Below are 24,428 nucleotides of genomic sequence, written 5' to 3' on the forward strand. Positions count from 1 at the left end.
CGGGCCTGACTAAAATTCGGCCTGGGCGATCTGTGAGACGTGGCGAAACATAGCTCTAATTCTGGTGTCATAGCCGAGAAGGGCTGTTTCTGTATGATATAGCGTTGGTTTTATGCCGGCGCTTGTGATTTCGCGGTTGATGTCAGCGGTTCCCGCGGCTCCGAGCAGTTTCGGTGCGCTGTATATCACGGCCTCATCAGCGAGGTTGTCCTGCATAAACGCAGTCAGAAGCCTTGGACCGGCCTCAACAAGCAAACGCTGTATCTTGCGGCTTCCCAGCTCTTTGAGTACCGTCTGGAGCCTGATTTTACCATCTGCCGGCTCAATGCCCATCACTTCAATTCCCTTTTCTCGCAAAACAGGGGTCTTTTCGCTGTTTTTCTCCGCTTTGACTGAAGTTATGACCAGAACTGGAAATTCGCCGGCGGTTTTAACCATATTGCTCTCTATCGGGATTTTGAGCTCTCTGTCAAGTACCACACGCAGCGGTTTTTTTCCTTTGTCCGGCCGCGGGGTTAGCAGCGGGTCATCCGCAAGGAGTGTGCCCGTTCCGGTTAGTACCGCCTGGCAGCTTCGGCGGAGCTTGTGCACGTCTTTACGGGCAGCGTCACCGGAAATCCAGCGGTTTTCATCATTTATCTCCGCCGCGGCGAGTTTGCCGTCGAGAGTCTGCGCCCATTTGAGTATAACCCAGGGCAGGCCGGTTTTGCTGTATTTTATGAACGCCGGGTTTAGAAGCATCGCCTGTTTCCGGCATGTGCCTACTGATACCCTGATTCCGGCCTGCGAGAGGGCGGCAAGGCCTTTGCCGGCGACCTTGTCGGAGGGGTCTTCCATCGCGGCTATAACCTTGGCGGCTTTCGCGTTGATAATAGCGTCAGTGCAGGGGCCGGTTTTCCCGGTATGACAGCACGGCTCAAGGGTTACGCAAATGGTGGAGCCTGCCGGGTCATGGCCGTTTTTTAGACAGTCCTCGAGTGCGTTAATTTCAGCGTGAGGGCCGCCGTAATTTTTGTGCCAGCCGCGGCCGATTATCCTGTCGTCTTTAACGATAACGCAGCCTACCATTGGGTTTGGCTCTACATCGCCATAGCCTCTGCGTGCCAGCTCAAGTGCCAGCTCCATATATTTTTTGTTAGACTTTGCCATCAGTCAAAAAGCCCTCTCTTGCCGATTGGTGTTGTTTTGGTTTTGTCTGCCTGCCGCGGCGGCGGATTATCCTCCGGTTCGTTCGGTATCGCTATCAGATCTTCTTCGGAGATGATCTTTATTCCGAGTTTTTCTGCTTTGGTCAGCTTACTGCCGGCGTTTTCGCCTGCTACAAGAATGTCAGTTTTCGCGCTGACTGATGAAGAAGGTTTGCCGCCGTTTTTGCGTATGAATTCCTTAACGCTCTCACGGGTAAAATGGTTCAGACTGCCGGTAACGACAATTGTTAAACCGGCCAGAGCCCTGGATTTACTGCTTTCCTGTGCAACTGTGTTTACCCCGGCTGACTTGAGCCGCTGGATAAGTGCCAGGTTTTTTTCATTGTGAAAGAAATCATATATGCTTTGTGCCATAACCGGGCCTATCTGATCAATATCCTCGATTTCTTCTAACTCCGCATCAATAAGTTTATCCAGTGAACCAAAGTGAGAAGCCAGTATCTCAGCTGACTGGCCGCCGACATGCCTGATGCCCAGAGCGGCTATCAGCCGCCACAGAGGGCGGTCTTTGCTTTCGTTTATGGCGGCGGTAATGTTGGCAGCGCTTTTTTCTCCGAGCCGCTCAAGTGCCGCCAACTGCCCGGCTTGCAGACTGTAAAGATCGGCAAAATCGCAGACAAGCCCTTTTTCAATGAGCTGGTCTATTACCGACGGGCCCAGGTTATCAATATTCATCTGCCCCCGCCCGACAAAATAAATGAGCCTTTCACGCAGCTTTGCAGGGCAGTGCGGGTTTGTGCATCTGATGTAAACGCCGTTTTCATCTTTCTTTACATCACCGCCGCAGACGGGGCATTTTTTCGGTACCTCGACAGTACCCGACTCTTCGCGGCGGTGTTCGGTCAGTACTTTAACTACCTGGGGGATTATTTCACCGGCTTTTTCAACCAGCACCCTGTCGCCGATCCGCACATCAAGCCTTGCCAGCTCATCAAAATTATGCAGACTTGCCCGTTTTACTGTCGTGCCGGCCAGCGGCACCGGCTCAAGGTTTGCCACCGGTGTCAGCGTGCCGGTCTTGCCGACCTGTACATCTACACTGACAACTTTTGTCTCTGCCCGCTCGGCGGGGAATTTGAACGCGACGCACCACCGCGGCGCTCTGCCGGTAAAGCCGAGCATCTTCTGGTATCGCAGGCTGTCAACCTTTATAACCATGCCGTCGATCTGGTAGTCAAGGCCAAACCGCTTTTTATCCCATTGTCGGCACTGGTCAATCGCTTCATCAATACCGTTTGCCAGTTTTATTGTTCTGTTAACCGGAAAGCCGAGTTTTTTTATCTCTTCAAGCGTTTCATAGTGCGACGTGATATCATTTGCCTCTGATATGTCCGCCCAATAGCAGAAAAAGGCCAGGTTGCGTCCGGCTGTAATACGCGGGTCAAGCAGTTTCAGTGATCCGGCAGCCGCGTTGCGGGGGTTGGCAAAGGGCGGTTGGCCGGCTTCTTCTCGCAGCTCGTTGAGCGAGACAAACGCCGCCTTGGGCATGTATATCTCGCCGCGTACCTCCAGTGTTTCAGGGATATTTGCCCCTGTCAGTGAAAGCGGCACGGAACGGATGGTTTTCACGTTCGCGGTGACATTATCGCCGGTTTCCCCGTCGCCGCGTGTTATGGCGCTTGTGTATAAACCATTAGTATAATTGATACTTATAGCCAGTCCGTCAATTTTGGGCTCCACGACATAACTGCATTTGTCAATGTTGAGCGACTTGCGGACGGAAGCGTCAAAATCGCGTATCTCGCCCTCATTATATGTATTATCAATGCTGAGCATTGGTGTTTTATGACGCAGCTGCTCGAAGCCTTTCGTCAGTGCAGCGGATATACGTTGGGTGGGGGAGTCAGGGGTTACCAGCTCCGGGTTTTCATGTTCAAGCTGCTCAAGCTCTTTAAAAAGCATGTCATAGTCGTAATCAGCGATTTCAGGCTTATTCAGCACATAATAACAGTAGTCATGCCTGCGGATAAGCTCTCGGAGCTGTGATATTCTTTCTGCGGCTTTTTTCATTTTTTAATTAACAATAACCAGTTATGATATAGTACTTTATAATGTTTAACAGCATTATTTTAAGGCCCTCAATCTCATTTACAAGTGTTATCTTTAAATTAAAACTTTAAGTTTTTTGAAATTTTTATTTTTTCTTGTTGACTTGGTGTTGCGTATGTGGTAGATTTTAACATGAAGATAGAAGTGAAGAAGAATGCAAGCCTAACAAGCACCATTTTTCAACACTCAATAAAAGTAATAATTGCTCTTTTAAATACTGAATATTGAGTCAGAAGAAAAAGAAGAAGATGTGACTAAGAAAGAAGTGAGCCCCAAAAAACTCCCTTTAAACAGCCGCGAAAGATTTGCGCCTGGAGTTTTGAATTTCACCGTTATAAGTTAAACATCCGTGAAGCGGGTTTTTCAACTATTAGTTATTCGTTCTTAGTCATTAGTTTATAAAAGACCATCAACAATCTCTTTCTCCCTTTTCCCTAATTTTTCAGAAGAGTACACCGAAGACCTCAACTGTTTGAGGTTTTCCCGAACTCATCAGACAGAGCCGGCTCTGGGCCGCGGGTCTTCAGGTGTCTCCTGAACCTTATTAAGAATTAGGAATTAAGAATTAGGAATTAGGAAGAAGAGAATTGGATACGATAATATATTAAAAAGTTAATAAGATAGACCATAACTATTAGTTTTTAGTTAATAGTTATTAGTTTAATAAGACCACTAACACAACTTCTTTCTCCTTTCACAAGGAAAGTCCAGTGAGGTCTTGAGGGCCCAAATTCAAGACCTCCTGACTTTCTTTAAACTACAAAGGACAAAGCAGAGTTGATTTGTGATACATTTTACAAGTAAATATCGAAGAATAAGAAGAAGTCGAAGAAAAAGCAGCGTTTTTGAGTCCCGAAGAAGCTCATAGACGCAGGTAGCAAGATATTTCAGCCGCAAGGCTGAAGTGAGTAACTGTTAGTTTTATTTAACAGTTATTAGTTAATACGACCACTAACACAACTTCTTTCTCCTTTCACAAGGAAAGTCCAGCGGGGTCTTGAGGGCCCAAATTCAAGACCTCCGGACTTTCTTTAAATGAACAGACCCAGCAGCGCAAGATAAGCGCGCATATAAAATTATCTGTTCAGAAGTGCAAAGGCGGCGTGAAGTGCGTGGATAACATGATTTCCGGCTTAACAGCCGGACGGAGTGTGGTACAGGTCCGTGTGCCCGGGGAGGTTATTGAGCCGGGCACACGGGTCATTTTAAACTAATAACTAATAGTGAAAAACTAATAGTTGTGGAGGCGGCTGACGCCGCGATTTAAACAACTATCCGCCGCAGGCGGATTCATCAACTATTAGTTAATAGTTAATAGTTTTTCACTTAATTCAGAACGACTTCTTTCTCCAATCTTCAGACCTGGGGCATGGTGCGCTGATGTTTAGCGGCATTGGCAGCCCGGCCCGATACCAAAGGAAAAGAGCCGGCAGGCTCGTATATAATGAGCCTGCCGTTTTTCCCTTTAATATGGCCAGGTCGATGAGTCGTTACCAGTTGAAGGTATGGAGAGAGGATAAGTTATATATATGGTTTGAAGAAAAAACGAGAAATGAAGTTAAATTTACGAAAGGTATGATTGGAACGAAGAAGTTAGAACAAAATACCCAGGCTTAGCCGGGATCATAAGGTTGGAGAGCCTTACCGGTCCCTGATGAGCTGCTGACAATTGAATATGTAATGCGTATTACCGGATGAGCGGCCTTAGAAGAGGCTAAATACAAGGCCGTGGTTAGTCTGGGGATGCGTATCCTGTATCTGAAATGCGGTATATGTATATACCTGTTCGGAGCGGGAGCTGATTACACGCGGCGAAGGTGCGGCGGTGGAGCGTATCAGTGCGGACATATAGACATGGCCGCCTCGGATACCTGCACAGAGAGTGTGTGCGGAAGCATACACGGCGGCGCCGATGTTGTATGCGTAGAGAGACGCATGTTCCGATGTTCTTCGGGGCGTCTCTACTATTGCCTATTGCCTAATGCCTATTGCCTGTAACAAAGTACAGCTTCTTTCTCCAATTTCTCAGACCAGAAAAATGAAAGCATGGGGCCTCTGCGCGGGCGGCCACCTGCCGCGGAGCCCCTTTACGCTTTCATTTACAGATTCTGGTTATGTTAGATATTGGCAGAGAGTTAATGATAAAGATATGGCTTCTGCGGACGGTGGAGAGACCGCCGTCCGCGGCAGAGCCGGCTTTATCGCAGAGCGTGTAACGGCAAAGAAGTGTAAATTTAAAATATTGGTCGAGAAATTGTTAATTACGGAGAATTATTAACGAAGCAGAACAAGATACGAGTAAAGCTCAATCGGCCCTGTGTTGTCAGGGCTCACAATTGAATAATTAAAAGCTGTTCGGCGCAGAGTTTTCCTGCGTTGCAGAGCGGAAGTTTAACGCCGCATATTTGATGCCGCGATCCGTGCTGCACGCTGGGATATTGAAACCTGCCCGCCGGGTTGTCCGCGGCTGCTTATCCGCCGCGTAAAAGAGACCCGTCCGCGGCGAAGTCTAAGCATCTCTGAGAGATGCCCCGAAGACTCCGCGCAAGATGACAGCTTATTAGAAACGAACGACTTCTTTCTTCGATTTCAGGATACAGGCCTCGGGGGATTAGCACGGGCCAACGCGAAGCCCCCGGACCTCCTGATTCTAATTAAGAATTAGGAATTAGGAATTAGGAATTAGGAATTAGGAATTAGGAATGACGAATCAGGCGGTGCCCGGCAAAACTATTGCCTGATGCCTATTGCCTAATGCCTGAAATACAGAAGAGAGGTTAAAGATATAATTTACAAGTTAATAAGAAACAGTGAATGGTTAACGGCTGCTCTGCGGCACGATTATTACCCGTTCACTCTGAAAACGAACGACTTCTTTCTTCGATTTCAGGATACAGGCCTCGGGGGCATTAGCACGGGCCAACGCGAAGCCCCCGGACCTCCTGATTCTAATTACGAATTAGGAATTAAGAATTAGGAATTAAGAATCAGGCGGTGCCCGGCAAAACTATTGCCTGATGCCTATTGCCTAATGCCTAATGCCTGGAATACAGAAGAGAGGTTAAAGATATAATATTTACAAGTTAATAATGAAGTACTTAGAGAATTACGAATTACGAATTAGGACAGCCGTGAGCGAAGCGAACTCCAAAATTCTTAATTCTGCATTCCTAATTCCTGATTATAAGAAAACGTCCGTAAACCGTTTTTCTTCAACTTTTTTAAACAGACATTACCGGGGCCTGCCGGTTTGGCTCGCCCCGATAAAAGTCTGTCCGAGGTTTTGGAAGACGGAATAACTAATAAGATTTTAAGTTGTATCCTGCAGGATAGTCTTGCGGGTCTTACATGAAGAAGAACGTATTTAAGTAAAGTGAGGAAAGTATCATGAAGAAGACAGTTTTTACCTTAGCCCTTGCAGCGGTATTTATCGCAGCATCCCCGGCAGCGGTTGTCGATTTCGGCAATGTCAGCGACTGGGAGAGCAGCACCTTTACCCTTGGCGGCCTTGAGTTCGGCAGCTTTACCGTCCTCTCCAGCGCAACCGGCGGCGGCTCGGAAGTAGATGCTTCCGGCGTAGCGATCAAAGGTGAAGTTGACGGCGACAAAGTACGCCTCTACTTCAGCGGCGGCTGGACGGCAGACCAGGGTGAGACCGTGGATACGCTGATAAACTTTGATGTTACATCATTATCAGCCCCCATAGTCGGCAATACCCTGAGACTGGACGCTTATGGCGTAACCGGCACAGGCAGAGCCCTTATCACAGAAAATTCAATAGATGATATGGACAATATAATCGCCAACAAGCTGGTTTACAGCCGTCCCTCTGGCGTACAGAACAGAGACACAGCCGACTACAGCCCCGGCCAGATGCATGTAGAGATAACCAAGAATGTATTTGTCGGCGGCGGCACCGACGGCCTTGCCCACATAAGCGGCTTCAGCCAGAGCTTTGTGGTTCCCGAGCCTGTAACGCTTGCAATGCTTGCCCTTGGCGGTCTGATGATACGCCGCAGACGCTAAGAGTACTGTAAAAAAATGATCCGCGGGGCGGGTCAGTAAATACCTGCCCCGCATAATCCTGACACGACTTAAACAGTTCTTTAATACAACTTTAAAAAATGTTATCCGGCTGATGAAAGGCCGGTCAAGTAGAAGAAAGCTCTTTAGAAACTTTATAACGGAATGCAGGTATGATGTTCCCAACGGCAAAATAAGAACGTTGTGCGGCATATCCGTTAAGCAAGTGCGGCTGTTTACCCTGCATAAGGCTTAAAAGAAAGGATTCACGTTCCCGTTAGAGGCATTGCGTTGCCGGAAAGATATGGGAGCGTCAGATGTAAGCCCAAAAGAGTGTGTTGCTCGGGCTTTCATCAGTAAAAGGGCCTTGCCGCCTGTGCGGGCGGTGGGTACAGAACAGTAAAGCAAAAGAAGACTCACCCGCGGTGTATGTGCAAAAGATTCCGCGTCTGAGTCAAAAACAAAAAGAAGAAGAAACAATCAGAAACAAAAGGAAGATTACCATGAAGAAGACACTTATCACATTAGCAGCAGTATTAATCGCAGTATCCGCAGTATCAGCAATCCCTGTAAAAACGGCAGCCCTCTCCTCGGCAGGCAATATCGACCTGTTCGCGGACGATACAATGATTGAGCTTAAAGACCCTGAGATGGGCGAGCTCTATCAGGTTGACGAGAGTGCGGTTATCTCCGGCGTTCTTACGAATAACTGCCTGTACTGGGCACTTGGCCTCGAGGTTGAAGGTTCAGAGATGCCGGTAGCAGTATCGGCCGAAGGCTATGAAGCCTCAGGCGGACTTGAATTTGTCCTTGAAGGCTTTATGCCGGCGTCAGGCGTAGAAGTAAACGCAGCGAGTTCATCATATATCTCTCTGAGCGACAGCGGCAGCTGGTTCCGTCCTTTAGCGGCCCGCACCGTGTTTGAAGGCCTTGGCCTCTCTGGAGCAGGCATCGTGAATGTTTACGGCTACACCGACAACGGCAGTGCCTACCTTGGCAGCTTCGAAGTAGTTCCGGAACCCTCAATGCTTGCACTGTTTGGAATCGGCGGACTGATCCTTAGCCGCCGCCGCAAGGCATAACCAGAATAACAAAAGGCCGCGAGAGCCTTTTAAGATAAAACCACGGCCCGCCGGGGAGCCGAAAATCCCCGGCCTCTGTTTTAGAGAGTGGAGAGTAGAGAGTGGAAAGTAGAGAGTGGAAGGCGGAGAGCAGAAGAATTGAGATTGCAGATTTAGAGATTATCAGCCTGGAAGAAGACCTTAAAAGAGAAGAAAAACGTAAACGAGCAAAATACCAATCGGTAACAAAAATCGATAAGATTGTCTTCTTCTTCAAATAGAAAGCCCCCGACGCACACGGGGGCTTTTTTTTACACGAAGTTTTACTAAAAATGCTGGACAGCGGCCGCGATAGAGGCATAATGTCAGTTTAGCAATAAATTGCGATTGTTCCCGTGGCTCAATTGGATAGAGCGTCGGCCTCCGGAGCCGAAGGTTGCAGGTTCGAATCCTGCCGGGAACGTTCAAAAACCGCGTTTACAATGCCGTTAACGCGGTTTGACTGTTCGCCCCAGTTCGCAGTAGTTCGTTGTTTTCCGCCTGAAAACGGTAAGTTTTCCGGTAAGTCCTTTATTTCATTACCATCAGTTCCTGTTGAGGCACCGATATTTTCTTGTGGAAAATCTGGGAATTTCGAAACAGCTTCAAATTCCTGGCCATTCAATACGTGGGTATCACGTGACATAGTTAAGTTGATGTCGCTGTGCCGCATGATCTTTTGTGCAATTTTGGGATGAACCCCAAAATCCTGTAAATCTTGTAAATCCTGTCCAGTGAATTAAAATCAGGATAAAAAACGATAAAAAACCTGCTGTTTTTACGGAAATTTTTAAAAATATTGCTGTTTTTTTGTTTTTTTTTGTTGAATTTCTGTACGGAATTTTGTAAAAAAGTTATAAAGCCTTACGGGAAATAGGCTTTCGAGTATAAATTAACTTTGTGCTCAGTTTTTTATTTTAGGGAAATGACAACAAGAGATTTACAGGGAGATTCTTATGAGAACTGGAATTCTAATTCTTCTCGCCGCCGCGACCGTTTCATTTGCATGGGATGAGATTCGTGTTAGTTTTAGTGGCGATGCATCTTTGATTGAGAGCAATTGGAACACTATAACAAATAATGATATGGCGACATATTCAATGAAAGATCACAAAGATGGATCGCCAACAGGAATATCATTCTATACAGGTCAGCTTGTTGAACCCAACGGCTCAGGAAACCCTAACGGGGCATACGAAAGGTCATATTGGACGAGTGTTTTAGATTCGAGTTGGACTATTGATGAGTCTTCACCATGGATATCCACGCTAGCCGTAAGCAAATGTATTGCTGGACAACCTGGCGGCGGTGGTTCGTTTGGACCGGTAATTATGAGGTTTCAGGGTTTAGATTTTGACCAGGAATATTCCGTTGAAATAGCTGCCGCCCGCGATCATTCTTTTATAGCCGATATAAGAGTTGGAGGCACGTTTAGGACAACATCAATTGGGACTGTATTTGAACACACAGTTGATGACAGTGACACTGCTGACAGAAACCGCTTTAATACCATAACTGATAAAGAATCTCTTTCTGCATGGAATTATCAAACTGCTTTGCAGAACGACGATTGGCTAGTCTGGGATTCCGTGTCACCAAATGAAGATGGTGAATTGCTGATAAGTTCTTTCACTGAAGATTCCTACGTTTTTGTCAACGCCATACGGCTTACGCCGGTTCCAGAGCCGGCGACGTTTGTTGTGTTTTTTATTGGCGGTCTGATTGCCCGTCGTCATCTGGCTGGGTGAGGTGCTGGGTTGGCCCTTTATCTGCGGTTTCGGGGCTTAGTCCTGCCGCCGGTTTAAATTACTGCTGATATAACAATATTTTTCCCCGCGGCAAAACTCTGTTTGATAATCTTGCCGAATTCACTATAATAACGCCCTTTATTGGAATTTATTTACTTTTTTTAGCGAATCTTATAAATGGGCGCACGAATACGCAGTATAGTATATTACCTGCCGACGAAGACCTTAGGCAACGATGAGCTTGAGCGTGAGCTTCCCGGCTTCGACAGAGACAAAGTGGAGCGACGGCTGGGCATACGCAACCGCCACATTGCCGCTGAGGGTGAAACCTCGCTGGACATGGGCGAAAAGGCATGTCAAAAGCTCTTCGACGAAGAGGGTTTCGACCGCGGCAAGATAGATTTCCTGCTGCTATGTACCCAAAGCCCCGATTATTTCCTCCCGACAAGCGCCTGTATCCTCCAGGATCGTCTCGGACTGCGGACTGACATCGGCGCCCTGGACTACAATCTCGGCTGTTCCGGCTATGTCTATGGGCTCGCCATGGCAAAATCATTCGTCGAGACCGGCATCGCCCAGAACGTATTGCTGGTAACATCAGAGACTTACAGCAAGCACCTTTATCAGGGCGACCGCGGCAACCGCACGCTCTTCGGAGATGCCGCCGCCGCGACAATCATCGAAAAAGCACCGAGCGATCACTTTCACGAGTTCGTTCTCGGCACAGACGGCTCCGGCGCGCAGAATCTCATCGTTGATAACGGCGGTTTTCGAAACCCGACCGATCCCCAGGCGAAGCCGTTCGAGTATTCACCGGGCAACTGGAGGACGAAAAACCACCTGTATATGAACGGGCCAAAGCTGTTTACGTTCGCGATCAACACCGTACCGGTTGCTGTTCGTGAGGTGCTCAGGAAAAACCAGATGACGATTGAAGACGTTGATTATGTCATCTGCCATCAGGCCAACAAGCACATGCTCAACTACATCTGCCGCGAAATCGGTGCCGATGAGAGCAAATTCCATATTGACGTTGCCGATGTTGGCAACACCGTATCGGCGACTATCCCGATCGCCCTCAAAGACGCTATGGATCAGGGCGTTGTCCAGCGAGGCGACCGCGTCCTGCTTGTAGGCTTCGGCGTGGGATATTCATGGGGGGCGGTTGTCGTTGAATTGTAGATCCTACGCGGCGATTGACGAATATGCGTCTCTACGGGTTGGGGGGCGGCAATGTTGATTCTTGCGATGATATATGTATTCGCGATTGGCTGCTGTGTCGGCAGTTTTCTCAACGTCGTGATATACCGCAGCCCGCGGGGGCTCTCGCTTATCAAACCGCCCTCATCGTGTCCGGGCTGTAATTACCGCATACCGGCGTATCTCAACATCCCGCTCGTTTCCTGGCTGATGCTTCGCGGCAGATGCCGCAACTGCGGATATGCGATATCGCCGCGGTACTTCATCGTGGAACTCTTTACCGGCATAATCTTCGCCGGATTATTCTACCTGTATTTCGTGTATGGAATCCGCGAGATGGGTTTTGCCGACACCGGCGGGGCTTTAAGCGGCTTCACCGAGGGCGGCTGGATCATTTTTCTGCTGCACATAATACTCATCTCAACATTTCTGGCGGCCTCAGCGATTGACCTTGAACTTTACATAATCCCGCTGAGTTTGTGTTATTTTGTGTTTATCTCCGCTATCATCATCGCCGGCGTAGCACCGGCCGTTATCCCCTATGAACAGATAGTCAGCTACAAACTCCTGCCGGCGGCTTCTCCCGCGGCGGCGGCTGTCACAACCGGCTCGCTGCTTGGGCTGTTTTTGTCGTTTTATCTTTTGAAAAAGGGCATAATAAAACGCAGTTACCCGCTCGATGACCAGGGAAATGAGCTCGAAGAGTACAATCACCGCAAAGAAGCCATGTTGGAGGTTGCATTTCTGCTGCCGGTTATAGTCCTGGGTGTTTTATCGCTGGTTCTTTATAAAAATCTCTCATCAGCTGCCGCCTTCTGGGACAGGCTCGGCGAAATCCCCTCGATTTCCTGCATTATGGGGGCTCTGTGGGGGTATCTCGTGGGCTGTGCGGTTGTATGGGCGGCTCGAATCGGAGGCACGCTGGCATTCGGCAAAGAGGCGATGGGCCTTGGTGATGTTCATCTGCTCGGTGCCGCGGGCGCGGTCATTGGCGGCGGCGGGGCGGTGCTGGCATTTCTCATTTCACCTTTTTCCGGCATCTTATGTTCTGTATTGTATCTTGTATTTAAAAAAACTAATCAAATTCCTTACGGTCCGTTCTTGTCTTTTTCAGTTATTTTGGTTATCATATTCAATGATCAGATACAACAGATACTTAATCTGTACTTTTATTGACATGTATTAACTATAAGCTCATTGTTTATAGCTATTTAAATAACAAAACGAAATCTTTTATATTATTTGTGGAGGCTCAAAATGCGTAACACAGGGAAATCAGTAATCGTTATGCTGCTCGGCGTTTTTGTAATCACCATGTTTACAGGCTGTACAAACTGGAAAAAAAGGTACGAGGGGCTCGAAGTTGAACACGAAAACCTCAAGAGCAGATACCAGGTATGCGTTGGCTCTCTCGATTCTGCCAAGGCTGAAACCGGCTCGCTTGCCGGCCGCATCCAGAGTTATGAATCCACCATCGCCGAGCTTGAGGATCAGCTTGCTCAGAACAAAAGCACCGGCGAGGCTTCGGGTTTTGGCGACCAGTACGACGTGGCGTATGACGCTGAAAAGGGAACGCTCACTGTAACGCTGCCTAACGCCATACTGTTTGCACCGGGCAAGGCTTCGCTCAAGAGCGCAAGAAACGCCGACCTGAACCACATCATCAGCGTGCTGCAGGGCAAGTACCAGGGCAAGGATATCGACATTGTCGGGCATACCGACTCTGACCCGATCAGCAAATCCAGCTGGGCGGACAACTGGCAGCTCTCAGCCGAAAGGGCGCTTTCGGTACTGCGTTACCTCAAAAATAACGGTATTGACCAGGCCAAAATCCGCGCGGTTGCCTGCGGGCCGGCACGTCCGGTTGCCAGCAACGCGACAGCTTCGGGCAAGGCCGAAAACAGACGCGTTGAGATCGTCGTCAATATGAAGTAAACGCCGCGGATACCGCCGCACTGAAATAAACATAAAGCCCTATTCCTAAGCGAGTAGGGCTTTTTTTTACGACTTCACTTCCGGGCAGGAGGCCATCATCAGCCGCCTTTTTTCAGGTGCAGCATTATCAGTGCCTGGCGCATCACGCTTTTTATTATCCGCGGCAGGGTAAACCGAAGGGGCGTCTGCTCTGCTTTGGTAAAGTCCGGGCAGCTGTAATCCCGCGGCAGGTCTGAATCTGTTTCACATTCGCCGTATTCGGGCAGAAGCCCCATTGTTTGAGCTTCTTTGAGTATTGGTATCTCATCGGGCTTATACCCCACCAGTCCCGAACAGGCCAGGTCGCACGTAAACGCGTTTTCGCCGGCAGCCAGAAAGCCGGTATCGATGCCGCTGCCGCGTATCGGGCCCTGGCCGTGCATCGATATCACCGCGTCAACTATGTTCAGCGTCGGCCGCACGCTCATATGCAGGGCGATCACAAAGCCGGAAAATTCGCTCAGGCTGTGTCCCTTGCGGTAATGCCAGAGAGATTTGCGCTTGTCCGTCATAACGCCGTACATGTTCTTCACCGCACAGCTGAATACCATCTGCTGATGTGCCTTTAGCTTGGCGAGGTTGAATATTCTGTCCGCTTCCAGGGCATACCGGCTGACATACGGGCGGGCGTCGCAGCCTTCAAGCCGTATCTTGACCGGTTTACCCAGGCTTACCGTCTCCACGCCCATGTCCTTGAGCTCGTCTAATATGCCCAGAGCCTCAACGCATCGCGGTGCGGACGACCAGGCGGAGGAATCACCCACAAAGGGTCTGGCGCCGGCGTCTAATAGCAGCCTGGCAGTCTCTACGATGACCGCGGGGTGTGTCTGGGCGGGAGTCTGGGGCCCCTGGGGAAGTATCAGGTTGGGCTTTATCAGCACCCTATCGCCCCGGCGGACAAAGTTGTCTATGCCGCCAAGTCCGTCAATAAGTGAAATCAGCCTCTCACGTACCAGCTCGCGGCTGTAGCCGGCGCAGCGGCGAATGCAGACTTTGTCCGAATATCCACTGGAGCCGCCGGTCATTGTGATACCTTTGTAAAAACAAAACAGAATATACGCAGGCTTTGGGAGTCACCGGCGGAGAAAATGTGTTCAGCCAAATCATCGTAGGCAACCGGCCAGTGGCAGGGGGATAATACCACGAAACCGCCGGATTGTGCCAGGCCCTCAATCCCCGCCCAGTCAAAGCGTGTGTTCTCGGCAATTTTATATCGCTTTTCGATCAGCGATTGGGGTTTTCTGATTCTGGGGATTATTGAATATTTCAGGGATTGGGCCTCCGCGGCAGTGACAGATATATACCACTCAAGCACGGCGTTTTGCAGACGAAGCTGCACGCGTTCGCCGTTCTGGTCGGTATAATTTATGTATTCTTCTGTGCTGCAAGTCTTTATTGGTGCGGCGAGGCCATCTTCATCAAAAAGCAGGATGTTGGTGCGTTTGCTGAGCCTTGCCCCGGCAGAATCAAGTACCGCCAGCAACTTTTCTAACTGCCCGGAATCTCCTCTGCCTGCGGATAAGCAGTTGTGTTTAAAGAGCTCTGTCTGTATCTCGCTTGTTTCTAACGGCTTAAGCACCTTTTGCACAGCCCACAGCAGCTCGGTGTCTCTGCCGCGAAAGGTAAACTCCAGCAATACCGCTTCCGCCCGGGGCTCCAGTTCCGCGGCAGAGGGGTCTGCCAGCTCCTCCAGCGTTACCGGCTCACCGTCCCGCTCATGCTCAACTGGCAGAGGCCGCCCGGCAGCGCAGCCAAAGAGCAGGCTCAGAGAGATAACCAGTATTGGATATGTTATGTGTTTTAGCATTCTATGTTTTAGTTTTATTAAATTGTAGAGAAAATTCACGAATTTTCTCAGAATATGTTAATCCGCAGCGACATTGGCGATTTATAGACAGGATTTACAAGATGAACAAGATTAATTTTTTATTAACCATGAAGTTATTGAAGAAATTGAAGTTTTTATTATATGTATTCTTCATGTCCTTCATGCTCTTCATGGTAAATTCAAATCCTGTAAATCATGTCTATTTGATTACTTTTAGTTATTAACTTTTTAAACTGAGCAAATTCGTGAATTTGCTCTACATGGCTGCATTTGTCTGAACCAACCGCTCTATAATTCTTCACTTGTTTGGCAATCTGATATTATTGATAAACAAGTGAAGAACGGCTCTGATTGCGTTCTGTGATATTGCCTAAATCTTAACTTTTAAATCTTCGTAGGTCGCCCTTCCAGCCCGACACAAGTCCAATTCCCCCTTCTTTAGAGGGCTGCCCGAAAGACGGGGTGTTTTGCACGCTAAAGCGTGTACTCATACTAAGTAGGTCAACCGTCCTCGGTTGACATTGAAATGGCAAGCGGGGACGCTTGCCCTGATATGGAACGACCTTTGTCAATAGTTTTAATGAGATTATATTTACTTTTTTTTAAATTTTACATATCTTATTTTAATGACGCATGATAGCGTGGGATTCTTCGACGTTGATTCAGTCTGATATACGTGGATTAGCTTTTGGCCAGAGCCGACATTGAAATACTCCGTCGCAAACCTTGCTTTCTACGGGCATGAGTCAGACTTACCGATAAGGCATATCTGTCATATAGGACAATCGCAAGTGGTTTTTTCGTACCCACGCCACCATTTGTCATGTTTTTCTGTATTAAATTTTAAATGTTTTTTTCCCAGGGTGATAAAAAGTATATGAACTAAACTTTCTGCGGCTGAGCCTGTTTTCTTGCGTAATACTGGGTTGCTGTGAACCATATGAACCCGGCCAGCTCTCTGGCAACTGCGATGTTGGCCTTTACCAGAATCTTGCCCCTGGCCCGAAGGTACCTGTGCCGGTAACTCAAACGCTGCCCGGCCCTGTCAGCTGATATGGAACGACCTTTGTCAATAGTTTTAATGAGATTATATTTACTTTTTTTTAAATTTTACATATCTTATTTTAATGACGCATGATAGCGTGGGATTCTTCGACGTTGATTCAGTCTGATATACGTGGATTAGCTTTTGGCCAGAGCCGACATTGAAATACTCCGTCGCAAACCTTGCTTTCTACGGGCATGAGTCAGACTTACCGATAAGGCATATCTGTCATATAGGACAATCGCAAGTGGTTTTTTTCGTACCCACGCCACCATTTGTCATGTTTTTCTGTATTAAATTTTAAATGTTTTTTTCCCAGGGTGATAAAAAGTATATGAACTAAACTTTCTGCGGCTGAGCCTGTTTTCTTGCGTAATACTGGGTTGCTGTGAACCATATGAACCCGGCCAGCTCTCTGGCAACTGCGATGTTGGCCTTTACCAGAATCTTGCCCCTGGCCCGAAGGTACCTGTGCCGGTAACTCAAACGCTGCCCGGCCCTGTCAGCTATTTCTATTCCCCATTGCGGCCGGCTCTCTCTACGTTTTTTAAGGGCCTTAGATGGAACATATCGATGCCGGTAGTGGTGGGCAGTTTCATTGAGCAGCCGCCTTACCCGCTTATTGCCGGCCTTGGTTATCGGGCCTTTTTTTTCTGATTCTCCACTGGAGTCCTCTTTAGGGGTTAAACCGAGGTATGACATAAAAGCCGGGGCTGATTCAAAACGGGCAAAATCAAAAATTTCCACCAGAATGGATATTGCCGTGATGGTCTTGATGCCGTGAAAACAACTCAAAATACCTACCATTTCGCGGTAGTCATCCGTTTCTGCCAGCGCCTCAACACGCCGATCACACCTGTCGAGCCTTTCACAACAGTTTATGTACTGGGCGAAATATGCCTCAAAGACTTCATTCAGGGCGGGCTCTTCGAAGTTTATACCACGCAGCCAGGTTATATGCTTATCTGTCCAGTGATTGCCCTGATGGTAAATATAGCTATGACGATTGAGAAACTTGAGTATGTGATGTTGTGCTCTCTGGACATCCTTTCGGGCTGTCTCACGAAGACGCACCAGCTCTCTATCTGCCTCCTGTTTCTCATTGGGAGCGTGAACCTCGGTCAACAGGCCCGCACTGTAGTACTCCTGAAGCTTCTTTGCGTCCCTGCGGTCTGTTTTTATACGAACTCCGGGTTTTACCGGTACCAGAGATGGGGCGATTACCGCACATTTAAAGCCCAGAGCCTCAATCCTGCGCTTGAGAGAAAAGCCGCAAACGCCGGCTTCATAGCAGAATTCAACCGGCCCAGGTGCCTGACGGGCTATCTTTTTTACTGCCCGTTTAATATCAGAGGGCGTATTTTTGATTGTAAATTCAACAACATTATCCCGATCAGGGTATTTTATGGCAGCTTTATGTTGTTTTTTGTGTGTATCCATTCCTACATATGTTATAATATTGTTCATAACGACCGGTACCTTTCGTATTGTATGCGGCTCTGTTGCCACAGTGTAATAACCCGCGATTGGCAGGTGCTACGTACACCTTATCGCATAAACCGTAATTATCCGGCTTATGACGAGATTTGCAACCGTTGGGGCCGGTCGTTCCATATTTTCTACTTAAATCTTAACTTTTTAATTATTGGACAGGATTTACAAGATGGACAAGATTAATTTTTTATTAACCATGAAGTTATTGAAGAAATTGAAGTTTTTATTATATGTATTCTTCATGTCCTTCATGCTCTTCATGGTAAATTCAAATCCTGTAAATCATGTCTATTTGATTACTTTTAGTTATTAACTTTCAAATTGAGCAAATTCGTGAATTTGCTCTACATGGCTGCTTATGTCTGAACTAACCGCTCTATAATTCTTCACTTGTTTAACTTATAACGATTTAGAAAAACAAGTGCCGGGTAAATCATGTCTATTGTCGTTTTCAATTCCTAATTCCTAATTCTTAATTCTTAATTCTTAATTCTTAATTAAAAAAAGGCACACCCTTGATAAGGATGTGCCTTAATGTTTGAATTGTAGTCAAATATCGCTATTTGACATCTGGTTTAGTGTCCCAGGTTTTCTTCATGCAGAAAAATTATTTCCTGCGGCGGAGAACGAGACCACCCAGACCGAGCAATGCCATTGTCATCGGCTCAGGTACTACGTTAATGTTTGACCACTCAGCTGGCCTAGTGCCATCACCATGGTAACCAGGGTTTGATATGGCAATTGTGCTGCCAGCTACTGCGTCAAAAGAAATCCTGAAAAGTTCAGATGCTTCTGTAATTGCAGTAGATGCTGCACCAGAGGCCAGACCATCAACAGTGTTTCCTGTTACAGTTACCGTAGGTGCTATACTATAGCTAGCTTCTGTAACTTGTGCTGCAACATTCTTGGCATCTTCACTAATGGTATAAGCATAGCCAAAACCATCTAATGGCATTCCGCCACTGCCATATGTTGCAACTAGAGTAAAAGTACCTTCCATGGCATCCATGTCGCTACTGATTTCATTTCCAGCGCCATCTGTAAGTGTGTACAATGCACCAAAAGAAACGCTTGCTACTAATGCCATTGCTAAAACTAATGCCTTTTTCATGATTTGTTCTCCTTCTTTACTTCGAACAACATTTTCACACCTATCAAGAAATTAGGCCAACTTAAATAGATGCATATACTTTTTTCGTTTGAACTTTTTTTATGCCGGAGGGATTCTTCATTTCCCTCCGGCGTAAGTTCAAATCACTTCGTCTTCGTCTTCTTCTTGCTTCTGTGCCAGGTTTATTTCTTGCGGCGAATTAGCATTCCGCCAAGACCCAGCAGAGCCATTGTCATCGGCTCAGGTACTACGTTAATGTTTGACCACTCAGCTGGCCTAGTGCCATCACCATGGTAACCAGGGTTTGATATGGCAATTGTGCTGCCAGCTACTGCGTCAAAAGAAATCCTGAAAAGTTCAGATGCTTCTGTAATTGCAGTAGATGCTGCACCAGAGGCCAGACCATCAACAGTGTTTCCTGTTACAGTTACCGTAGGTGCTATACTATAGCTAGCTTCTGTAACTTGTGCTGCAACATTCTTGGCATCTTCACTAATGGTATAAGCATAGCCAAAACCATCTAATGGCATTCCGCCACTGCCATATGTTGCAACTAGAGTAAAAGTACCTTCCATGGCATCCATGTCGCTACTGATTTCATTTCCAGCGCCATCTGTAAGTGTGTACAATGCACCAAAAGAAACGCTTGCTACTAATGCCATTGCTAAAACTAATGCCTTTTTCATAATTTGTTCTCCTTCTTTACTTCGAACAATTTTTATTAATCACCGGACAAAAAGAAATTAGGCCAACTCTTTGCCGGATCACACGCTTGCTTTAAGCGTATTACCGCTGTAACCGTTACAGCAAATAAACAATTAACAAACACGGCTCAATCTGTGCTCAAAAGACACAACGAACCTCGTGTGATCAAAGAATGAAAAGGATGTGCGCAATGATACCCCGTGATAAGGATATAAGGGGAAGTGGTAGAAAAGGTGGTAACGACTCCGTCTTTTGTGACTTCCTTCTTTCTTCGACCGTTTTTTAAAAAGAGCTTAGATTACCGAAAAAGTCGGCAAAATGAAAACTCGGGGCTATAAGGGCCATAGCCCCGAGTTATTTTGAATTCTAATTTGTATCAAATATTATTGTTGAATACATGGGGCGTCTCCGCCACCTGCATCAATAATAGCAGCTACTATAGCGTTAATGTCGTTAACATTGACTTGACCATCAGTGACAAAGCCACCCTCAATTGGATTGAAAGTAGGAACGTCAGCACAATAAAGTTCAGCTGCTTCATCGACTGCAAAGGGACCACCAGCAGTAACATACGCATCTATCACTCTATTTAAGTCATTTACGTTAACTACACCATCTCTGACAAAACCACCTTCTATAGGGTTGAATGTCGGGACATCGCCATAGCAGTCACATTCAGCGCCAGCTGAAACTTCAACTGTGATTGTTGTACCAACAACGTCGAATGCACCGGCTTCGCTTACAACACCGCCGCGAACATCGTCAGCAGCGATAGCGATTTCGTATGTGCCTTCTGCCAGACTGCCGAAATCAGCGATCTGGAGTGTGAAGAACTGTTCAGCCTCTGTTTGAGGAGGAAGATCAGTTTCGCCGTCTTTTAGACCGCCTGCACTGATAGCGAAATCAGTTGCGGGCAGAGCCAGCTCGCCTGCTACGCCAACCTGAGCAGTGGGGATACCAGTGCTGGTACCTTCGCCCGGGTATGTGTAGCCATCACCCAGTGTATAAGCTGAGTCGATGAATACGTCGTAGAAAGCCGGAACTGCTACAGCGCTGATGCTTACATCAGAGTCAACAACAAGGCCGAATGCTACAGGAGCGTCTTCGCCGTCATAGGTGTAGCCTACAGTTACGAGGCCGTTCTCGTCCACGCCGCCGTCAGTCAATGTGACTGTCGCAGCCATGGCGCCTGTTACAAATGTGAGTACAGCAACGATTGCTAACATCTTTTTCATTTGCGTTTCCTTTCGATTAAAATATTACATTTTCTTTTAAACTTTCAGGACACGTTCCCGAAAGCAGGTTTTGGCATTAACACTAATCCTCTTTTTAAGGAGGAATTACAATTTGTAATATACATGATTTAACAAAGCATTTCAAGAACTTTTGCGTCAAATTTAAAAATTTCTTTTTGGCTCGCGCAACTACATACCGTGCAGGTGTTTATATAGCAAGGTCTGCTGCGGTTTGATGAGTTTTGATGCTTTCTAACAAAAATCTAATCTTATAAACTTTATAAATTACCACTAACAGGGACGTGTGCCCCGAGGTTTCTAACAGGCTAAATCTAACTCAAAGAGAGAGTTGTGTCAAGATAATTTTTTGCGGTTTTATCATTTTCCGCCTCTACAATAACCCTGACTATCGGCTCTGTATTGCTTGCGCGGAGGTGTATCCAGCCTTCGGGCAGGTCAAACCGGCAGCCGTCAGATTCGTTAACTCTCGCTTGTGCAAAGGCTTGCTTCGCTTTGTCGAGCATGGCTTCGAGTTTGTCTTTGTTGACTGTTATTTTGGCCTTGTGCATGACGAACGGCTGAATCCCGGCGACAAGCTCACTTATCGCAAGTCCGGTTTCCGCGGCGTATTGCAGTACAAGTGCCATAGCGACGAGGCTGTCGCGTACCGGGCCTACACGCATGTCGATAATCCCGCCGTTACCCTCTCCTCCGATTGTGCAGCCGTTTTTGAGCATTGCCGATGCGACGTTAGCCTCGCCTACGGGTGTTCTGATAACGCGGCAGCCGTATTCGTCGGCGATCGTATCGATCATTCTGGAGGTTGAGAGGTTCACCGCGACATCGCCGGGCGTTTTAGAGAGCACATACTTTGCCGCCAGGGCAAGCGTGTATTCCTCGCCAATATAAGTGCCCCTCTCATCTACAATTGCGAGCCTGTCGGCGTCGGGGTCCTGGGCGAATCCCGCATCCGCTTTGTGTTGGGGCACCGCCTCGCAGAGGCCTGTGAGGTTTTCGGCGGTCGGCTCTGGAGTATGGGCGAATATGCCTGTCGGTTCGAGGTTCATGCCGACAACTTCACAGCCGAGCGTTTCGAGCAGCTTAGAGCCGATTCGCCCGCCGGCGCCGTTCACTGCGTCGAGCACGATTTTATAGCCGCGGGAGGCGATTTTGTCCCTGTCGCACAGGGCGAGCACCTTATCTATATGGATATCATCAGTGCGGCCCTCATCCTCTGCCTTGCCGCAGTCGATCGACGCGGTGTATTTTATGTCTTTATCGAAGTACATCCGGCGAATCAGTGCGGTCTTGTCGGCGGGCGGGGCGATACCGTTATCGAGCAGCAGTTTTATGCCGTTATAGGGGATAGGGTTATGAGATGCGGTTATCACGATCCCGCCGGTGCATTTTAGATGCCGCAGCATCACGCCCACGCACGGCGTTGTAACGATTCCCAGCCGGATTACGTTCACCCCCGCGCTGCACAGTCCCGCGGCGACGGCAGACTCGAGCATCATGCCCGAGGGCCTGGAATCCCTGCCCAGGGCTACCGATATCCCCTCGCCGGCGGTGCGTCTTAGGTATGTACCGAACGCCGCGGCGTATTCTGCCGCTGTTGAAGGAAAAAGGTTCTCGCCGATAATGCCTCTCATGCCGCTTATGCTTATAATAAGTTCCTGTGCCATAATGTGTTATTCCTTTTTATACTGCATCTTGCAATTTCTGGTTATTATCTGCTGCTGCCGCGGGCTTAGAATTTCCTTGACCGCTCTAAAACGTCTCTGAGTTTTTCTACCACGTCGGTAACCTCGTTATCCTTGAGTGCGAGAATATCCCGCAGGGCTTCTCCGATATGCGGCAGGTATGTCTGTATATAGCTGCGTTTCTGGAGTTCCTGTTTTACTCTCCGCTGCCGTTTGAGGTGGCGGCCGAGCTTTCTGCCGCACTCCTGCACCGCCAGCTTGATTTCTTTTATGATTTCAGGGTAATGCGCCACGGCTTCCTTACTCTCTGATGTAAACGGCACCCAGACCGAGCCGATATGCACCATCAGCAGCAGCGGCCCCGACGGCAATGCGCCGCGGCTCTGGCTTACGCCGTAGTTCCGCCAGTTAACATCGAGCACGGCTTTATATATAGCACCGGCGCTCTGCTGATAGAGCAGGGGTACCCTGTTGGCAACGCGTTTGAGCTGCATCAGCGGCTGGCGGTCATCATCGTCTTTTTTGCTGTCATTATCCTTGAATCCGTATGCAAGGGCGGCCTCGACGAGGAACGGGTTTCCGCGGTAAACGCTTGGTTTACGGCTGCATACGGCATAAAACTCCGCCTCGACAACGCGTTTTAGGCCTTCTTCGAGCCGCTCTTCGCCGATAGGGCCGATGCAGTCGGTAGAAGGAGCCATAATCTTTGTCTTGTTGACGGCTTTGTGCACAGCCTCCATTTCCTGCAGCGTGCATTTCGACGGGCGAAGCTGAATGCTCAGGCCCGCATCCTTTACAATCTGTTTTGCAAGATTGAGGCTTACGCGTGAAAAATCTTCGTGGAGGAACTGCGGCAGTTTTTTTGCCCTGCTCTCACGTGCCATCTTGTAGAGCATTCCCAGCTCAACGCCGTAGGGGTGGGGCTTTATCTCAACGGGGATAAAGGGCATCTCCTCGCTTTGGCGCTCATACACATAGCTGCTGCCGTCGGGGGCATTGTAAGTCATTGCAACGTGCGGGTTTGCCATTGCAGTTTGCTCAATGTACTCATCGACTGACTGTTTGCCTTTGAGGTAGCGGCCCTCCAGCGTGATCGTAACCTTTGTGCCGGTGGGCAGCTCGAAATCACACTCTTCGTCCATGACTACATCAGGTACGTTTTTGGCGGTGTCGATCTGCACGTGGCAGTGATAGGCGGGCTTTTTGGGGTTGGTTCGGGAGATTACCTGTACCGGCTCGCCCGTGGTGAGCAGTCCGTACATGCCCGCGGCGCTGATGCCGATACCCTGCTGGCCGCGGCTCATCTTGAGCGAATGGAACTTACTGCCGTAGAGAAGGCGGGCAAAAATGTTGGGTACCTGGCGTTTTACGATGCCGGGACCGTTGTCCATTACGGTTACACGGTACTTGTTCTCATCGAGCTGTTCGATCGTAACTGTTATCGCAGGAAGGACATACGCTTCTTCACATGCGTCAAGTGAGTTGTCAACCGCTTCTTTTATGGTTGTAAGCAACGCCTTTCGGGGATTGTCGAAGCCGAGAAGGTGGCGGTTTTTGGCGAAAAACTCACTGATACTGATATCCCGCTGCTTGCCGGCCATGCTTTCGGCGGTGGCGGCTTTGCCGTTTTTCTTGCCCGAGCGTTTTGAGCGGGGCTGTTTTTCCGCCGCGGGTTTATTATCCTCTGCCGCGGGCTCGGGGGTCTCCTCTGCCGGTTCCGGTTGTTCCTTGGCGGATGGTTCCGGCTCGGATTCATCAAACAGAGATACCGTTTGGGTCTTTGCGGGGGACTTTTTCGGTTTTGGCGGCTGTTTTTTTTCTTTGGCTGGTTTTTCGGCGGCTTCTTCCCGCGGCTTTTTAGCGGGTGTTTTCAGCTCTTCTGCCGGCTCGTCAAACAGAGACGGCCCCTTATCCTGTTTATCAATAATTCGTATTGCCATATGATTCTTTGACTAAAATATTATGTTTAGAATAATTCCAGGTTGCTGGCCTGCCGGGGGTATTT

General features: G+C 48.2%; 19 protein-coding genes and 1 tRNA gene. 9 read left to right on the forward strand and 11 right to left on the reverse strand.

The window, feature by feature from the left end; genetic code table 11:
• Nucleotides 1–9: 9 nt before the first annotated feature.
• Entirely contained in the window at nt 10–1,149 is a 1,140-nt protein-coding gene (gene ribD / locus SMSP2_RS13885) for a bifunctional diaminohydroxyphosphoribosylaminopyrimidine deaminase/5-amino-6-(5-phosphoribosylamino)uracil reductase RibD (RefSeq protein ID WP_146684628.1), read from the reverse strand.
• Complete coding sequence (gene ligA / locus SMSP2_RS13890) at nt 1,149–3,218, reverse strand: NAD-dependent DNA ligase LigA (protein ID WP_146684629.1); 2,070 nt, start codon at nt 3,216–3,218, stop codon at nt 1,149–1,151. The genes ribD and ligA overlap by 1 nt, the downstream gene beginning before the upstream one ends.
• Nucleotides 3,219–5,000: 1,782 nt before the next feature.
• Between ligA and SMSP2_RS13895 the strand changes: the two genes are divergently transcribed.
• From SMSP2_RS13895 to SMSP2_RS13930, 9 genes are all read left to right on the forward strand, one after another.
• A complete protein-coding gene (locus SMSP2_RS13895) occupies nt 5,001–5,255 on the forward strand; it encodes a hypothetical protein (protein WP_146684630.1) in 255 nt (84 codons plus the stop codon).
• Nucleotides 5,256–6,644: 1,389 nt separating this feature from the next.
• Complete coding sequence (locus tag SMSP2_RS13900; protein ID WP_146684016.1) at nt 6,645–7,283, forward strand: PEP-CTERM sorting domain-containing protein; 639 nt, start codon at nt 6,645–6,647, stop codon at nt 7,281–7,283.
• Between the two features lie 500 nt (nt 7,284–7,783).
• Nucleotides 7,784–8,362 carry a PEP-CTERM sorting domain-containing protein gene (locus SMSP2_RS13905; protein ID WP_146684631.1) on the forward strand — a complete coding sequence of 193 codons (579 nt, stop codon included), beginning with the start codon at nt 7,784–7,786 and terminating at the stop codon, nt 8,360–8,362.
• A gap of 101 nt (nt 8,363–8,463) precedes the next feature.
• Nucleotides 8,464–8,622, forward strand: coding sequence for a hypothetical protein (locus SMSP2_RS14940; RefSeq protein WP_186804753.1), 159 nt, complete (start codon nt 8,464–8,466; stop codon nt 8,620–8,622).
• 108 nt (nt 8,623–8,730) lie between these two features.
• Nucleotides 8,731–8,804: transfer RNA gene (locus SMSP2_RS13910), tRNA-Arg, on the forward strand.
• 532 nt (nt 8,805–9,336) lie between these two features.
• Complete coding sequence (locus SMSP2_RS13915) at nt 9,337–10,128, forward strand: hypothetical protein (protein WP_146684632.1); 792 nt, start codon at nt 9,337–9,339, stop codon at nt 10,126–10,128.
• 177 nt (nt 10,129–10,305) lie between these two features.
• On the forward strand, nt 10,306–11,310 hold the full coding sequence (locus tag SMSP2_RS13920; RefSeq protein ID WP_146684633.1) for a 3-oxoacyl-ACP synthase III family protein: 1,005 nt from the start codon (nt 10,306–10,308) through the stop codon (nt 11,308–11,310).
• A 51-nt stretch (nt 11,311–11,361) separates the two neighbouring features.
• Nucleotides 11,362–12,504, forward strand: a complete 1,143-nt coding sequence (locus tag SMSP2_RS15200; protein ID WP_146684634.1) for a prepilin peptidase — start codon at nt 11,362–11,364, stop codon at nt 12,502–12,504.
• Nucleotides 12,505–12,585: 81 nt separating this feature from the next.
• Nucleotides 12,586–13,263: an OmpA/MotB family protein gene (locus SMSP2_RS13930; RefSeq protein WP_146684635.1), complete on the forward strand. Its 678-nt coding sequence runs from the start codon at nt 12,586–12,588 to the stop codon at nt 13,261–13,263.
• 98 nt (nt 13,264–13,361) lie between these two features.
• Here SMSP2_RS13930 and SMSP2_RS13935 read toward each other — a convergent pair whose 3' ends face one another.
• The 9 genes from SMSP2_RS13935 to SMSP2_RS13975 form a co-directional block, all read right to left on the reverse strand.
• Nucleotides 13,362–14,327, reverse strand: coding sequence for a DUF362 domain-containing protein (locus SMSP2_RS13935; protein ID WP_146684636.1), 966 nt, complete (start codon nt 14,325–14,327; stop codon nt 13,362–13,364).
• Nucleotides 14,324–15,109, reverse strand: a complete 786-nt coding sequence (locus SMSP2_RS13940; protein ID WP_146684637.1) for a hypothetical protein — start codon at nt 15,107–15,109, stop codon at nt 14,324–14,326. Before SMSP2_RS13940 ends, SMSP2_RS13935 begins: the two co-directional genes overlap by 4 nt.
• Nucleotides 15,110–16,012: 903 nt before the next feature.
• Complete coding sequence (locus tag SMSP2_RS13945) at nt 16,013–16,159, reverse strand: hypothetical protein (protein ID WP_222566366.1); 147 nt, start codon at nt 16,157–16,159, stop codon at nt 16,013–16,015.
• A 355-nt stretch (nt 16,160–16,514) separates the two neighbouring features.
• Nucleotides 16,515–17,642, reverse strand: a complete 1,128-nt coding sequence (locus SMSP2_RS13950) for an IS110 family RNA-guided transposase (RefSeq protein WP_146683483.1) — start codon at nt 17,640–17,642, stop codon at nt 16,515–16,517.
• 634 nt (nt 17,643–18,276) lie between these two features.
• A complete protein-coding gene (locus tag SMSP2_RS13955; RefSeq protein ID WP_146684639.1) occupies nt 18,277–18,780 on the reverse strand; it encodes a PEP-CTERM sorting domain-containing protein in 504 nt (167 codons plus the stop codon).
• Nucleotides 18,781–18,962: 182 nt separating this feature from the next.
• Nucleotides 18,963–19,466, reverse strand: a complete 504-nt coding sequence (locus SMSP2_RS13960; protein WP_146684640.1) for a PEP-CTERM sorting domain-containing protein — start codon at nt 19,464–19,466, stop codon at nt 18,963–18,965.
• Between the two features lie 402 nt (nt 19,467–19,868).
• The gene (locus tag SMSP2_RS13965) at nt 19,869–20,720 is read right to left on the reverse strand and encodes a hypothetical protein (protein WP_146684641.1); all 852 of its coding nucleotides are present in this window, start codon (nt 20,718–20,720) and stop codon (nt 19,869–19,871) included.
• Nucleotides 20,721–21,052: 332 nt separating this feature from the next.
• The gene (gene glmM, locus SMSP2_RS13970; RefSeq protein ID WP_146684642.1) at nt 21,053–22,405 is read right to left on the reverse strand and encodes a phosphoglucosamine mutase; all 1,353 of its coding nucleotides are present in this window, start codon (nt 22,403–22,405) and stop codon (nt 21,053–21,055) included.
• 65 nt (nt 22,406–22,470) lie between these two features.
• On the reverse strand, nt 22,471–24,363 hold the full coding sequence (locus SMSP2_RS13975) for a DNA topoisomerase VI subunit B (RefSeq protein ID WP_222566367.1): 1,893 nt from the start codon (nt 24,361–24,363) through the stop codon (nt 22,471–22,473).
• Nucleotides 24,364–24,428: the final 65 nt, after the last annotated feature.

It is taken from the genome of Limihaloglobus sulfuriphilus (assembly GCF_001999965.1).
GTDB lineage: Bacteria > Planctomycetota > Phycisphaerae > Sedimentisphaerales > Sedimentisphaeraceae > Limihaloglobus > Limihaloglobus sulfuriphilus.

Coding starts and splice junctions, on each gene's coding strand:
- SMSP2_RS13960 (WP_146684640.1), bottom strand. CDS start 19,466: ATGAAAAAGGCATTAGTTTTAGCAATGGCATTAGTAGCAAGCGTTTCT.
- SMSP2_RS13930 (WP_146684635.1), top strand. CDS start 12,586: ATGCGTAACACAGGGAAATCAGTAATCGTTATGCTGCTCGGCGTTTTT.
- SMSP2_RS13955 (WP_146684639.1), bottom strand. CDS start 18,780: ATGAAAAAGGCATTAGTTTTAGCAATGGCATTAGTAGCAAGCGTTTCT.
- SMSP2_RS13975 (WP_222566367.1), bottom strand. CDS start 24,363: ATGGCAATACGAATTATTGATAAACAGGATAAGGGGCCGTCTCTGTTT.
- SMSP2_RS13940 (WP_146684637.1), bottom strand. CDS start 15,109: ATGCTAAAACACATAACATATCCAATACTGGTTATCTCTCTGAGCCTG.
- ligA (WP_146684629.1), bottom strand. CDS start 3,218: ATGAAAAAAGCCGCAGAAAGAATATCACAGCTCCGAGAGCTTATCCGC.
- SMSP2_RS13900 (WP_146684016.1), top strand. CDS start 6,645: ATGAAGAAGACAGTTTTTACCTTAGCCCTTGCAGCGGTATTTATCGCA.
- SMSP2_RS13935 (WP_146684636.1), bottom strand. CDS start 14,327: ATGACCGGCGGCTCCAGTGGATATTCGGACAAAGTCTGCATTCGCCGC.
- SMSP2_RS13965 (WP_146684641.1), bottom strand. CDS start 20,720: ATGAAAAAGATGTTAGCAATCGTTGCTGTACTCACATTTGTAACAGGC.
- glmM (WP_146684642.1), bottom strand. CDS start 22,405: ATGGCACAGGAACTTATTATAAGCATAAGCGGCATGAGAGGCATTATC.
- SMSP2_RS13905 (WP_146684631.1), top strand. CDS start 7,784: ATGAAGAAGACACTTATCACATTAGCAGCAGTATTAATCGCAGTATCC.
- SMSP2_RS13895 (WP_146684630.1), top strand. CDS start 5,001: ATGCGTATCCTGTATCTGAAATGCGGTATATGTATATACCTGTTCGGA.
- SMSP2_RS15200 (WP_146684634.1), top strand. CDS start 11,362: ATGTTGATTCTTGCGATGATATATGTATTCGCGATTGGCTGCTGTGTC.
- SMSP2_RS13915 (WP_146684632.1), top strand. CDS start 9,337: ATGAGAACTGGAATTCTAATTCTTCTCGCCGCCGCGACCGTTTCATTT.
- ribD (WP_146684628.1), bottom strand. CDS start 1,149: ATGGCAAAGTCTAACAAAAAATATATGGAGCTGGCACTTGAGCTGGCA.
- SMSP2_RS13920 (WP_146684633.1), top strand. CDS start 10,306: ATGGGCGCACGAATACGCAGTATAGTATATTACCTGCCGACGAAGACC.
- SMSP2_RS13950 (WP_146683483.1), bottom strand. CDS start 17,642: ATGAACAATATTATAACATATGTAGGAATGGATACACACAAAAAACAA.